The following is a 13,452-nucleotide window of genomic DNA, read 5'->3' on the forward strand; positions in this document are numbered from 1 at the left end:
ACACCAATGACATGCATTCATCACTCATAACCAGATTGACCTTGCGACAATGGCCGTCACGAGGCAACAATCAGTACTTATATCCGGAATGAATCGCAACAATGCCGCCGGTCAAGTTCTTGTAGCGACAACGCCCAAACCCAGCCGCCACCATCATCGCCTTCAACTCTTCCTGCGGCGGATGCTTCCGGATGCTCTCAGCAAGGTAACGATAGCTGTCAGCATCACTGGCAAACAAGCGCCCCAAACGCGGTAACACCTGGAATGAGTGAAAATCATAAATTGGCTTGAACCACTCGGCAGTCACCGCAGAGAATTCCAACACCCGTGCCTGCCCGCCGACCTTCATCACCCGGAACATCTCGCGCAGCGCTGTATCCTTGTCAGTGACATTACGTAAACCAAAAGACATCGTCACCAAGTCGAAGCATTTATCCTGAAACGGCAGTGCTTCAGCGTTGCATTGCACATAGTCCAGACCAGCCACGACGCCGCGATCAATGAGCCGATCGCGTCCAACGGACAGCATACTGGCGTTGATATCACCAAGTACGATGCCCCCCTCTGCACCGACCCGATCCTTCAACAGCATTGCGATATCACCGGTGCCACCTGCAAGGTCAAGCACACAGTCGCCTGACTTAACCTGAGCAGTAGCGACGAAGTAACGCTTCCAGGCACGGTGAATACCCAGGCTCATCAGATCGTTCATCAAGTCGTAGCGACGTGCAACCGAAGTAAACACCTCAGCAACCAGCGTCTTCTTGTCCTTGGCAGCAATCTCTCGGAAACCAAAATGAGTAGTGCCGGTTTTATAGGGAGATTCACTCATATCGACCCCGATTATCGCACCGTCACAATCAACCTGAGAAGATCATGCATAGGTTTCCAGATACAGCAATCTGCGTCGACGCCAGGACAATAGTGATCTAATGAGTACAGCCACAACCATTACATAACCTCAAAAGTGGTATCAAGAGGATCAATCTGCAAAACCAGTCCTGCATCAATCTCCCCAGCAAGTTCATTTAAAGTTTCGTAAAGAACATCTGCAAAATGTCAGGAGCACCCCCACTATCAATATTCGTTGCATCTGGAAGTTAAAACACGTCTACTACCGCTGGAACACCGAACGACACCATCACAGCCATCGGTTAACGCACTAGCACCACAATGCGTCATTCACTCGATGACCACAGCAATGTATAAGGTTGATACCTCCCTAATGTCATCCGAGGATGCTCGCGATGCTCCCCCGCATAAGTGGCTTTCTACTCATTGGTCTTCCCCTCATCAGCCACGCAACTGCAATGACCCAGCGCGCGTCCTGGGTGATTTCACACATTCGCGACTATAACCATCCCTACGCTACCTCGAAAACCGAACTAGACACCAAGATGGCAAAGATGGCTGAAAGTGCCTATGCCTTCTACCGTGGCACTGTCCACCTGTTCTACCAGGACATGAAAACCTGGCCATCCTCACAATGGAGCACTCCCAAAACGGGTTTCACATGGCTCAACGGCGACCCCCACCTGGGCAACTTCGATGCAGAACGCAACAGCAAGGGCAAGGTCGTGTTCAAGGTGGCTGACTTCGACGAAGGTCACCTCGGCCAGTACATCTGGGATCTACGCCGACTGGCCGTAAGCATGGTTCTTGCTGGCCGCGACAACGGTCTGAGCAATGCCGACATCGAAAAAGCGATCGAAACAATGGTCCGTGCATACCTAAAAAAAATTGCCACATTCAGTAAAGGCAACGCGGAAAAACATTTCCTGCTAGACGCCGATAATACCAGCGGTGTCGTTGCGAAAACGATCAAAGCTGCCGATGCTAAATCGCGCAGCCAACTGCTTGCGAAATACACCACACTCAACGGCAACGAACGCGTCCTGTTGGACTTGCCGAACCTTGTCAACGTGGATGCAAAGACCCGTACCGGCGTGACGGCAGCAATGGACAGCTACCTTGCCTCCATTCCTCCATCCAAGCGCTATGCTGCCAACTACTACACGATCAAAGATGTGCGGCAGAAACTCGGATCGGGCACAAACAGCCTAGGTAAGCACCGTCTATACGTACTGATCGAAGGCCCAAGCACAGCCACTGACGACGACGTGATCCTGGAATGGAAGCAGGAAGTTACCAGTTCGATTACCATCGCTGCACCAACACAGATGCCCGCCTCCATCTATCACAACCACGAGGGTGAACGCGTAGCACGCACAGCCAAAGCTCAGACCCTCCATGCCGACACGCTCATTGGCTATACGAGCATCGGCGACACACCATACTACGTGCATGAGAAATCACCGTATCAGGAAGATCTAGAACCAACGGCACTGGATAGCGCTGGCAAACTGACCGCCGCCGCCGTCTATCTCGGTCAGGCGCTGGCCTCAGCACATGCACTGGCCGACCAGGACAACGATCTGAATGTAGTCGGCTACAACATCGACAAGCAAATCCACCACACCGTCAGTAACAAGAGACAACTGGAAGAGGAACTGCGCCAGTTCGCGTTCGACTACACTGCACAAGTACTGCTGGACTGGCAGAGCTTCGTTACGGCCTATCGTGCTGGCACGCCGCTGTACTGACCACCACATGCAGACCCCAGCGTTGCATTGCGCTTTGGATATGCCTGCCTAATGCCATCCATGGCAGCGGCTGACATCAGCATGTGCCGAATACCAAACACCACGGAGTAGCAATACACCTGACCGCCAGCAAAGAATTAAGTTCACACAATGCCTTGCACCACCATGAAGACACCGTGTACCTGACATCGCATTTACAAAATGTAACGGCTCAAATCTGGATCCTTCACTAACTCCCCCAGGTGCGCATTCACATAAGCCGCATCAATAGTCACACGCTGGCCATCACGATCCGGAGCCTCATAACTCAGCGTTTCCAACAATCTTTCCAGGACCGTATGCAAACGCCGCGCACCAATGTTCTCCTGACGCTCGTTGACCAAATAGGCAATCTCGGCTAGGCGGTCAATCGCATCATCTGTAAAATCAAGCAACACACCTTCCGTTTTCAGTAATTCCTGGTATTGCTTGGTCAGCGCTGCCTTGGGCTCTGTCAGGATACGGATAAAATCAGCTTTACTCAGCGCATCCAACTCGACCCGAATCGGGAAACGGCCTTGCAGCTCCGGAATCAAATCGCTTGGTTTGGTGAGGTGGAATGCACCAGAAGCAATGAACAAAATGTGATTGGTCCTGATCGTCCCGTACTTAGTCGACACATTCGAGCCCTCTACCAATGGAAGCAGGTCGCGCTGCACACCTTCGCGACTCACATCACCACCACCAACGGTATCACCACGTTTAACGACCTTATCAATCTCATCAATAAAGACAATGCCGTTCTGTTCACAAGCATCAATCGCTGCAGCACGGATTTCGTCTTCGTTGACCAGCTTGGCTGCCTCTTCTTCGATTAATAACGGGCGTGCTGCCTTAATCATCAGCTTGCGCTTCTGAGACTTGCCCCCCCCAAGGTTGGAGAACATCTGACGCAGCTGCTGACCCATTTCCTCCATGCCAGGAGGAGTCATAATGTCCATACTCACATTAACAGCCACGTCCAACTCGATCTCGCGCTCGTCCAGCTCGCCGCTGCGCAGCATACGACGGAACTTTGCTCTGGTCTCGGTCTCATGCTCAGAGGGTTCTTGGCGTACGGTATCGGCATCGAAACCGATACCAACGCTGCGGCGCGGCAACAGCGCGTCAAGGATACGCTCCTCAGCGTACTCCTCAGCTTGAGTGCGTACACGCACCTTAGCCTGCTCACGATAAAGCTTGACTGCGGTATCGACCAAATCACGCCCAATTTGCTCCACATCCTTGCCGACGTAGCCAACCTCAGTGAAACACGTCGCCTCGACTTTGACGAACGGCGCGTTGGCCAGCGTCGCCAAACGGCGTGCAATCTCAGTCTTACCCACACCAGTCGGACCGATCATCAAAATGTTCTTGGGCATCACCTCATTACGCAGATCTTCAGGCAACTGCATACGGCGCCAACGATTACGCAGCGCAATCGCAACCGCCCGCTTCGCTGCATGCTGACCGACAATATGGCGATCAAGCTCCTGCACGATCTCGCGTGGTGTCATGGTTGAGGAAGTGACATCTGGCTTAGAAGACATAGATAAACTCTAGATTGCGGCCGCAGCCATGCTGAATAACAAAGTAGAAGAACGAAGCATCCATACTTATAACTCGTCGACCACCACGTTACGATTGGTATAGATACAGATATTGCCAGCGATGCCAATCGCCTCGGTCGCGATAGTTCTGGCATCCAGCGCAGTATGTGCCATCAGCGCACGCGCCGCGGAAAGCGCATAGCTGCCACCGGAGCCGATCGCAACGATGCCATCTTCCGGCTCGATCACATCACCAGTACCACTGATCACCAGTGAGGTTTCCCTATCGGCCACCACCAACAGCGCCTCAAGCTTGCCCAGGCGACGCTCGGTACGCCAGTCCTTGGCCAGTTCCACTGCCGCACGGCTCAACTGACCATGTTTTTCCAACTTGCCCTCAAACAGCTCAAACAACGTGAATGCATCAGCCGCTGCACCAGCGAAGCCAGCCAGGACCTGGCCCTCACGCCCTAAACGACGCACCTTACGCGCATTGCTCTTCATCACCGTGTGACCCAACGTGACTTGACCATCGCCAGCAATAGCGACCTTATCGCCACGACGTATGCAAACGATCGTGGTGGCATGAAAAACGTTAGGTATCTGACTAGGTTCCATGGAATCTCCAAAGGGTTTCTTGAAAGTGGGGACGCCTCCCGACGCTTCAAGCCAAACGGCTGCAACGATTCAGCACATACCACAATTGATGCCAACAGACTGCGTGCATACTTGGTTTCCACCTCGTTTCACACTGCCATGCATACCCCCTGACTGTAACGGAATCGACGCATCACGCCAGAATGCAGCTTCATCCACTCAGTTTTGACGACTATTCAGCGCGATCCTGACGCGGCGCTGACATATGACGACATCGCCTGACAATGCTCTACACAAATTGTGTTGTGTAGAAAACAGGACTCCAAACATACCGGAATGTAATGTTCAACCATACCAACCACCGTATTTGGCACGTTGCTGGGCTGCTTTCCAATAGCTTTAATGACACCTGGACACACTCAATAACATAATTTCGACTCATCTTCCTTTCTCACCCGTTACATCTGGAGCAGCATAAATAATGCACGCAACTGCGCCATGTACTTTGCAAAACCACATGTCACGCGGATTAACAAGCTAAGAAATAAAGACTCCGCCTTGGACTGGATAACGATCTTGATATGTTCCACCTGGTCGGCCAGGTCACCTACCAACTCGACCTACCCCAATATCTTGACCTTTGTCGGGTTGTATCACACATGTCCCAGCGCACCTCGGTCCTAGCGGCATTGGACCTCTTATCGCCCCATGGTATTCACGCATCACCCTAAGGCTGGTTCACCTGCCCACGCAACACACTGTCGATCTGAATCATGCCGCTCACGTTGCCGTCAGTACCGCGCATCGTATGCATTCACCAGGGATAGGCATTCCCACCAGTATGCACTTTCATGCTGAGATAACACCTCCACCTTTTCCTGGATGAGATGACTAAACAGCGACACGTTGTATCGTGCTTCTTCTTGCATGGAGTCAATGTGCAATATCACCGTAACGTCCAAGCGAGCAGCCTGATTTTGGCCCTGGCAGGCAAGGCGACACGTGTCTGGAACAATCCGACAATGACACCATGGTACGAATGTTGATCGTATACAGGCCTTCCGCCAATACACTCATCCCATATAGCTGTAAGCGAATAAAAGCATCCATACCAGACACGGCTCGTTATGGCAGCACCACCTCAATCACTTTTCCGGATAAACATCCGAACGTTGCCATGAGAATCAATCCAGCGAAGACCACAGCAGCATCCATAAGGTTCAGATCGGAGTTGCCAAACACCCTGGAATACAGCCCCTGATACATCCACCAATACAGCCAGGGAACGTCTGTCCAACATCGCTTCCAAATACAGGCACACACGTGCCGCTAAAACGTACTGGAACTGAAACAGCAATCGATGCTGTCTCCATTGCTTGCCAAGAATGAGATTACGGATTAGTCCGTTATCAATGCCCATCGCGATCATGTTGCGCCAATCGCGGAGCAACGCCAAGCAATTTGACATCCACCATAAACAACACATCGCGCTACCAGATAGCCCTTTTGTGTTCATATTTGGCACGTTGACAGATGTCGAACTTCGTCAGAACCTCAACCAGCGTCTTTCCCATCCGCTCAACGATAAAAGGTTTTCCATTGCGTCAATAAATAACCAGGAATTCAGTCGCCGCATTCACGTACTGAATCATCGTTCTCAAGGGATATGTAACACCATCAAACCAACGTACTTCGCAAGCGCAACGGTCAACACCATATGGCACAAGCAGATTTTGCGTGGTGTGCCTTCAACAGCAAACACACACCCCTCTGAGGTGGAGACGCAAAGAAAGATCATGGGTGTCATTTCCCTTCCCATAACCGATAACAGGGAGAAACACGCAACACGTGATTTCACTGAGCTGATAGTACCTTGCAACAACAACTTTTCCAGAACCAGTAGCAATCCATTTATTCATTAAAGCAACTATTCTCCATACCACCACAAGACGAATAGTGATTGAGAACAACCACGAGTAGGATCTTAGACATTGAATTCAAGTCGGAAAATAGGCTCACATTGATTATGAAATATCTGTTTTCCACCACACACGCGTTTGAAATGAGTACCAGACAACAAGCACTTCAACCTACTTCGCAAAACGAAACTTGGTGCATCCTGCACTAATTATTAGAAACATCACACTGCTTAAGCCATATCTTCTAAGGATCGTCTGCATACACCTCTAACAATGATGTTTTTTAGGATACGGGGTAGAACCGACCAAGCAACACCACGTATCAATCTCAATCCATAGTACCTAACGCCTGCAAACACCCTTACCTTCAGAATACCGACATAAACAACGACAGGAACATCAGGACTGAGTGGATCGCCTGAACCACATTCAACACAAGGTCTACGAAACACAGTACATGCCCACACGCTCAGCGCAGCTTACGCCGCGCACGCGGGTGCGCGGCATCATAAACCTTGGAAAGGTGCTGAAAATCCAGATGAGTATAAATCTGGGTGGTGGTGATGTTGGCATGGCCTAACAATTCCTGCACACCGCGCAAGTCGCCCGAAGATTCAAGGAGATGGCTGGCAAAACTGTGGCGCAACATGTGCGGATGCACGTGCTTGGCCATCCCCTGACGCTGGGCCAGCTGTTTAATCCGTATCTGAACAGCACGCGTCGAGATCGGGCCACCGTTACGTCCAGGGAACACCGGCTGTTGAGCTACACCACCACTGTTGGCACGCCACTCACGAAGCGCACACAACGCATATGAACCGACAGGCACCACACGCTGGCGACTACCCTTACCCAACACGCTCACCAGACCAGCATCCAGATCCAAACCATCCCAACGCAATCCGCATAATTCACTCAAGCGCAAGCCAGAGGAATAAAACAACTCCAGTAGCGCACGATCACGCAATCCGAGCGGCACATCTGTCGAAATCTGAACAAAAGAGACCGCCTCATCGGCATCCAACACCCGCGGTAACTTGCGCAGCGCCTTCGGAGCGCGCAGCGTAGCAGCTGGGCTAGCAGCAATGTGGCCACGTTTGACGAGCCATGCATAGAAACTACGGCACGCCGACAAACGCCGCTGCAGACTCTTGGCCGACAACCCACGGCGGTGCTCAGCGGCAACGAAAGCATGCAACTGCGCCCCATTCAGTGCAACGATCTCACCAGCCGCCTGTTGCGATGCCCAAGTGATGAGTGCAGCAATATCGCGCCGGTAAGCATCCAAGGTATGCGCTGACATACAGCGCTCCACATGCAAGCAAGTCAAAAAATCCTCAACCAACCTATTCATTGTCTCTCGCCAGCGCCGTGGCCATGTCAGACCTGGAAGCGCTTGAGCGCATCAAACAGCGCCTCACCCATCATACGCAGAAACAGCGTACCCATCCCTGGGTAAAAGCGGTTGGAATCGTAACTGCCGATTGCGATCACACCCAGCCCCGACAACGGCAATAACGCACTGGATTGCACCTCGCTTGCCTCTTCAGCATACAACAGCACCTGCTTATCGGTGTTGAGCCGACCGCAGATCGGCTCTCCATCACGCAAGCAATCACGGAACGGTGCAAGACGCGCATCATCGAGCTCAATCACCTGCAGCCAAGCCGCTTGTAGCGCTGCGACTGGTCGCAACAATATCAAGCGAACAAGATCACCATTAAAATCCTCAGCTAACGAAGCGACCAGTGCCCGTAACGTGTCCGCGGCACTCGGCTGGCGCATCAACGCCAATGTCAATTGATGGGTACGCATCGCGAGCTGTTCGTTCGCCTGGGCATTGCTCGTCAATTCGGCAAGTCGGCGTGATAACGCACGATTTTTATCACGCAGCACCTCCACCTGGTAACTAGCCAGCGACGCCGTCGATGCATTTTCACGAGGCACCACTAAAGTCAATGCCAAATCAGGAAACTGTTTAAGAAAAGCAGGATGCCGACGCAGCCAAGCAGCCACCTCGTAGGCACCCATCTTATCCTTGGCCTCACTCATCCGTACCACACTCCATCAAACACAAACATGGCCGGACCAGACAACGTCACTGGCCCAGCAGGCACCGGCCACTGCACGCGCAATGTGCCCCCCGGCAGCACAACGTGCACATCACGTCCGACTCTACCGCGCTGCATCAGCACTACCGCCGCCGCACAAGCACCACTGCCACACGCCAAGGTTTCTCCAGAACCACGCTCGTACACCCGCAACCGTACCAAACCAGGATCGATCACCTGGACAAAGCCAACGTTCACTGACTCCGGAAACGCAGCATGCTGCTGAAGGAGCGGTCCGATTCGTTCGACCGGTGCCGCATCGATCAAATCGACCTCAATCACGGCGTGCGGATTACCCATCGATACCACACCGCAGCACAGGGCCTCACCCTGTAGCGACAACAAATACTCTCCACTGAAATGGGAAAAGCCCGCCAGCGGAATACGCTCAGGTTCGAATATGGGGACACCCATCTCCACCGCATACTCATCTTTACCTATACAGTGAACCAAATGCTCCTGTACCGGACTGTCGATCAAAAAGTGTGCACCCTCAACGGAACCATCACGTACCAACCAAGCAGCCACGCAACGCGCACCGTTACCACACTGCTGTGCTTGAGATCCGTCCGCATTCCAGATGCGGTAGGCGGCAACCACTCCGACACTGCGTGGCGACTCAATCGTCAAAATCTGGTCACAGCCAACACCAAAGTGGCGATCAGCCAGGCAAGCAACCAACGCCGCGTCCGGCAGCGGCGTCCCATCACGCAAATCCAAGATGACGAAGTCATTACCGGCACCATGCATCTTGGTGAAATGCAAAGGACAGCGCACACTCTCAATCCCCATCATCTTAAGTCATCGGTGCTGAGCCGGCTTGGCAATCGCCGGCTGGCTGGCTTCCTTATCATCCTGAGATTTAGCCTCAGTCGGCGGCAGCGGCTGCACTGGCACGTCGATCGGTTTTTGCGGCATGACCAACGCTCCCTTGTTGCCACATGCGACAAGCAAAACAAGACAAGCACCAATCAGAATGCAACGGAAAAAATCAATAGGCATTGTACTCATCGTGCAAGTATATCTGCGGAGACCACACTTAACCCGTGGGTCACCACAGTACAATAGATACGAAGCATCGCAAGAGCACCATCCCTCGCTTCACTTCACCCCAAGCTGGTTTAGCACAAAGGCATAAGATTCAGCCAATTCCTGATAACGCCTGAAACGCCCAGACTTCCCACCATGGCCAGCATCCATGTTGACCCTGAATACAATCGGAAGCGTCCCCGTATTCTCATCGCGCAGTTTGGCCACCCATTTGGCCGGCTCCCAATACTGCACCTGCGAATCCCATAGCCCGGTGCCGACAAACAACGCCGGATACGCCTGACGCAGAACGTTGTCGTAAGGGGAATACGTCAGCATGTAATCGTAATAGGTTTTCTGTTCAGGATTACCCCATTCATCGTACTCGTTGGTGGTCAACGGGATACTCGGGTCCAGCATCGTGGTCACCACGTCAACGAATGGCACCTGCGCCACCATCACCCGGTAATCCGACGGCGCCTGATTAGCCACCACACCCATCAACAAGCCACCAGCACTGCCGCCAGCCGCGGCCACGCGTTCCTTGGCAGCATAACCCTCTGCAACAAGTGAGCGGGTCACATCGATAAAGTCATTGAACGTGTTCTGCTTATGCAGCAACTTGCCATCGTCATACCACTGCCGACCCATCTCCTGGCCACCACGGATGTGGGCAATGACGTAGACAACACCACGATCAAGCAGGCTGATGACCGGCAAGTTAAAACTCGGATCTGTCGAAATACCGTAACTGCCATAGGCATACTGATACAGCGCGGCAGTGCCGTCTTTCTTAAACCCTTTGCGGTAGACCAGCGACACTGGCACCTTCACCCCATCCCGCGCAGTCACCCACAGACGCTCGGTCACGTACTGCGACGGATCGTAGCCGATCACAGGCTGCTGCTTGAGCTGACGACGCTCACCAGTACGCATGTTGAGCTCATACGTCGTCGCCGGAGTCGTCAACGAAGTGTAGGTATAACGCAACCATGGGCTGTCCGACTCGGGATTGTCCGATAGTTCCATCGCGTATGCCGGCTCATCCGCACCGACATAGCTGTGTTGGCCATCAACCTTGAGCAAACGCACCCGCTCCAAGCCCTGAGAACGCTCTTGGATCGCAGTAAAACCATCAAACAGCTCGAAACCCTCAATAAAGACTGCTGGATCGTGCGCGACCCAGTCCCGCCACTGGCTGCGCAAAGTAGCATCGCTAGGCGCAGTGACCAATTTGTAGTTCTTAGCATTATCGGCATTGGTGCGGATGACCCAACGACCGCCGAAATGGTCTGCCGAGTACTCTACATCACGCTCACGCGGAGCCAACACGGTAAAGTCCTTCGGCATGGCCGCAGGTGCGTAGCGCATTTCTGAAGAAACCGTGCTTTCCATGGAAAGCACAATGTAATCCTCATCACGAGTACGTCCGATGCTCATATAGAAGCTATCGTCGTGCTCCTCATAAACCAGTACATCGGTATTGACCGGGGTACCAAGCACATGCTTTTTAACACGCTTAGTCAGCAGCGTTGCCGGATCATTCTCGATATAGAACAACGTTTTATTATCATCAGCCCAAACCACGTTAGGCGACACACCATTGATTTCATCCGGGTAAAACGACCCAGTATCCAGATTTTTGAAGCGGACCGTGTACTGACGCCGGCCTACGCTGTCCTCGGCCCAGGCAAGCAGATGATTATTAGGACTTACCTGAGCATCCCCGACACTGAAGTAGCTCTTGCCCGCGGCCAATGCGTTAACGTCCAGTAACACTTGTTCACCGGTGAAGTCGCCGGACGCATTCGCCGCAAGGATCGCGGCAGCATCAAGACCAGGACCGGCTTTGCGACGCGCATGAATCGGATAGTCCTTACCGGATTCGAACCTGGCATAGTAAAACCAGCCACGTTTGCGGTACGGCACACTGGCATCATCCTGTTTGATGCGCGCAACGATCTCCTTATACAACGTGTCCTTTAGCGGCTTGAGCGGTTCTAGCACCTTGTCGGCATAAGCATTTTCAGCGTTCAGATAATTCAGCACTGCCGTGTTCGTACGCGTATCATCACGCAACCAATAATAATTATCGTTACGGATTGCGCCAAATGGCGCTTTGATCGCATGCGGATGTTGGGCAATGTCAGGAGGGATAGGAGCGCTTGAATCAGCAGCAACAGCAGTCACGTTCATCAGGCTGAGAAATAAGAGGGGAAGTTTGATCATCATAGAATGAACCAGGAACAATGAGGAGATTGCAATGTATTGCTGAAGTTTCGATGGACTTCACTCTATCCCGCAAGATGGAACAACCAAGTACTCCTATTCCAGTGGGCTATTATCGGTCGGATGGAGTCGCTCCCTTCACAATCACGGAGTAGGCACTATCAACATCACTTTTCCATATCTGAACAAAGCACTTTCCCATAAACAAGTACTCTCTTAATTCAGACTGAATTTAAGAATAGACGTTTAACTATTACAGAAAGAATACAAGCATTTACCTCTGCCTTAACAAGACAGTTTCGGCTTAATCGAACAACCATAGAATGCAACACCGTAATTAAATTTACAGATGCTATTGAAATGGGGCACTCTCAAATCAAGCAACACGCTTGGTAAGCTGAATTTTAACTCCACTCTCCTTTTCCACTTATTTCACTGTCTGCAAGACAATATAAAAAATAAAAGAAGAGACAACATTTGAACCACTGCTAAAGACACTTAATCACAAACGGCATCCTATGGAGTGCCATCATCCTTAATAAATCCAGCAAACCACGGCTTCCTGGAGTATCACTTAATCAATATGCCTATCAGCAAAGGATAGTCTCAAATCAGTATTTCCTTATTTTCAAAACAACAGTGTGCAGCAACATGGGAAAGCGAACTTATTCACCGCGACACTGACTTAGTCTGACAACGCATTACCAGCGCAACCATGAACAACAGTAGGACAAGCCCACCAACGCTATCGATTCATAAAGAAAGCACCCACCATAAAAGCCTTAAAAATACGACCCCGAAGAGGAAGACGAAGACACGATTGAAGAAAAGCACATTCAGCCAAAGACAACTTGTGACAATCCTAAAGTAAAAATGCGACTGACCCGACATGACCCCATTGCACTGCACTAACAGCACTCCCAACTGCACTTGTGAAGCACAAATACACCAGGATGCCTGGTCAACACATTGACCCCAATAGACGCGCTCCACACCGGGCACAAACACATGTATGCCCAAAGGCACTCCAATACGCGGCATGGACTGACTCACAACCGCTACACCTCAACGGCATCCTGTTGAATCACCATAAGAGTGAGTACGCGCACCGCAATAACATCGAACGCATCCATCCCCCACATACCCTATCCATCCATGATGTCGCTCCCATCAAGTTAGATGTGATTCCACACAAATACACGATTCATGCATTGCACCACCACACCCAAAACTTTGGACAAGCATTTAGCCTCATTACGGATTAAGCTGGAACTCCAGCAAAACCGACAGCCTTATCCTTCACCCATGTGTGCGTCGCACATGCAGACACGAAGTATTCAAAAATTTGAAGACGCGCATCAACGCAGACTGATAACAACGCTCGTTAGTCACCCTC

Annotated in this window: 10 protein-coding genes; 2 read left to right on the forward strand and 8 right to left on the reverse strand. The window is 51.7% G+C overall.

The window, feature by feature from the left end; genetic code table 11:
* Positions 1-70: 70 nt before the first annotated feature.
* Positions 71-832, reverse strand: coding sequence for a bifunctional demethylmenaquinone methyltransferase/2-methoxy-6-polyprenyl-1,4-benzoquinol methylase UbiE (ubiE, locus tag PLS229_RS08040; RefSeq protein ID WP_038271927.1), 762 nt, complete (start codon positions 830-832; stop codon positions 71-73).
* A gap of 415 nt (positions 833-1,247) precedes the next feature.
* Between ubiE and PLS229_RS08045 the strand changes: the two genes are divergently transcribed.
* A complete protein-coding gene (locus PLS229_RS08045; protein ID WP_038271981.1) occupies positions 1,248-2,603 on the forward strand; it encodes a DUF2252 domain-containing protein in 1,356 nt (451 codons plus the stop codon).
* Between the two features lie 194 nt (positions 2,604-2,797).
* Here the strand turns inward: PLS229_RS08045 and hslU are convergent, their stop codons facing one another.
* Together hslU and hslV are read right to left on the reverse strand one after the other, a co-directional pair.
* The gene (hslU, locus tag PLS229_RS08050) at positions 2,798-4,171 is read right to left on the reverse strand and encodes an ATP-dependent protease ATPase subunit HslU (protein WP_038271925.1); all 1,374 of its coding nucleotides are present in this window, start codon (positions 4,169-4,171) and stop codon (positions 2,798-2,800) included.
* 66 nt (positions 4,172-4,237) lie between these two features.
* Positions 4,238-4,789, reverse strand: a complete 552-nt coding sequence (gene hslV / locus PLS229_RS08055; protein ID WP_038271923.1) for an ATP-dependent protease subunit HslV — start codon at positions 4,787-4,789, stop codon at positions 4,238-4,240.
* Between the two features lie 1,391 nt (positions 4,790-6,180).
* Between hslV and PLS229_RS08060 the strand changes: the two genes are divergently transcribed.
* Positions 6,181-6,690 (forward strand): hypothetical protein, encoded by a 510-nt coding sequence (locus PLS229_RS08060; protein ID WP_038271920.1) that lies wholly within the window; start codon positions 6,181-6,183, stop codon positions 6,688-6,690.
* Positions 6,691-7,156: 466 nt separating this feature from the next.
* Here the strand turns inward: PLS229_RS08060 and xerC are convergent, their stop codons facing one another.
* The 5 genes from xerC to PLS229_RS08085 all read right to left on the reverse strand — a co-directional run bounded on the left by xerC (position 7,157) and on the right by PLS229_RS08085 (position 12,059).
* Entirely contained in the window at positions 7,157-8,041 is an 885-nt protein-coding gene (xerC, locus tag PLS229_RS08065) for a tyrosine recombinase XerC (RefSeq protein WP_038271918.1), read from the reverse strand.
* A gap of 26 nt (positions 8,042-8,067) precedes the next feature.
* Positions 8,068-8,739: a DUF484 family protein gene (locus PLS229_RS08070; RefSeq protein ID WP_038271916.1), complete on the reverse strand. Its 672-nt coding sequence runs from the start codon at positions 8,737-8,739 to the stop codon at positions 8,068-8,070.
* Positions 8,736-9,590 (reverse strand): diaminopimelate epimerase, encoded by an 855-nt coding sequence (gene dapF, locus PLS229_RS08075; protein WP_038271979.1) that lies wholly within the window; start codon positions 9,588-9,590, stop codon positions 8,736-8,738. The genes PLS229_RS08070 and dapF overlap by 4 nt, the downstream gene beginning before the upstream one ends.
* A 9-nt stretch (positions 9,591-9,599) precedes the next feature.
* Positions 9,600-9,809, reverse strand: a complete 210-nt coding sequence (lptM, locus tag PLS229_RS08080) for an LPS translocon maturation chaperone LptM (RefSeq protein WP_038271914.1) — start codon at positions 9,807-9,809, stop codon at positions 9,600-9,602.
* A gap of 90 nt (positions 9,810-9,899) precedes the next feature.
* Positions 9,900-12,059 carry a S9 family peptidase gene (locus PLS229_RS08085; protein WP_038271911.1) on the reverse strand — a complete coding sequence of 720 codons (2,160 nt, stop codon included), beginning with the start codon at positions 12,057-12,059 and terminating at the stop codon, positions 9,900-9,902.
* Positions 12,060-13,452: the final 1,393 nt, after the last annotated feature.

Source organism: Xylella taiwanensis, assembly GCF_013177435.1.
In the GTDB taxonomy this organism is placed as follows: domain Bacteria; phylum Pseudomonadota; class Gammaproteobacteria; order Xanthomonadales; family Xanthomonadaceae; genus Xylella; species Xylella taiwanensis.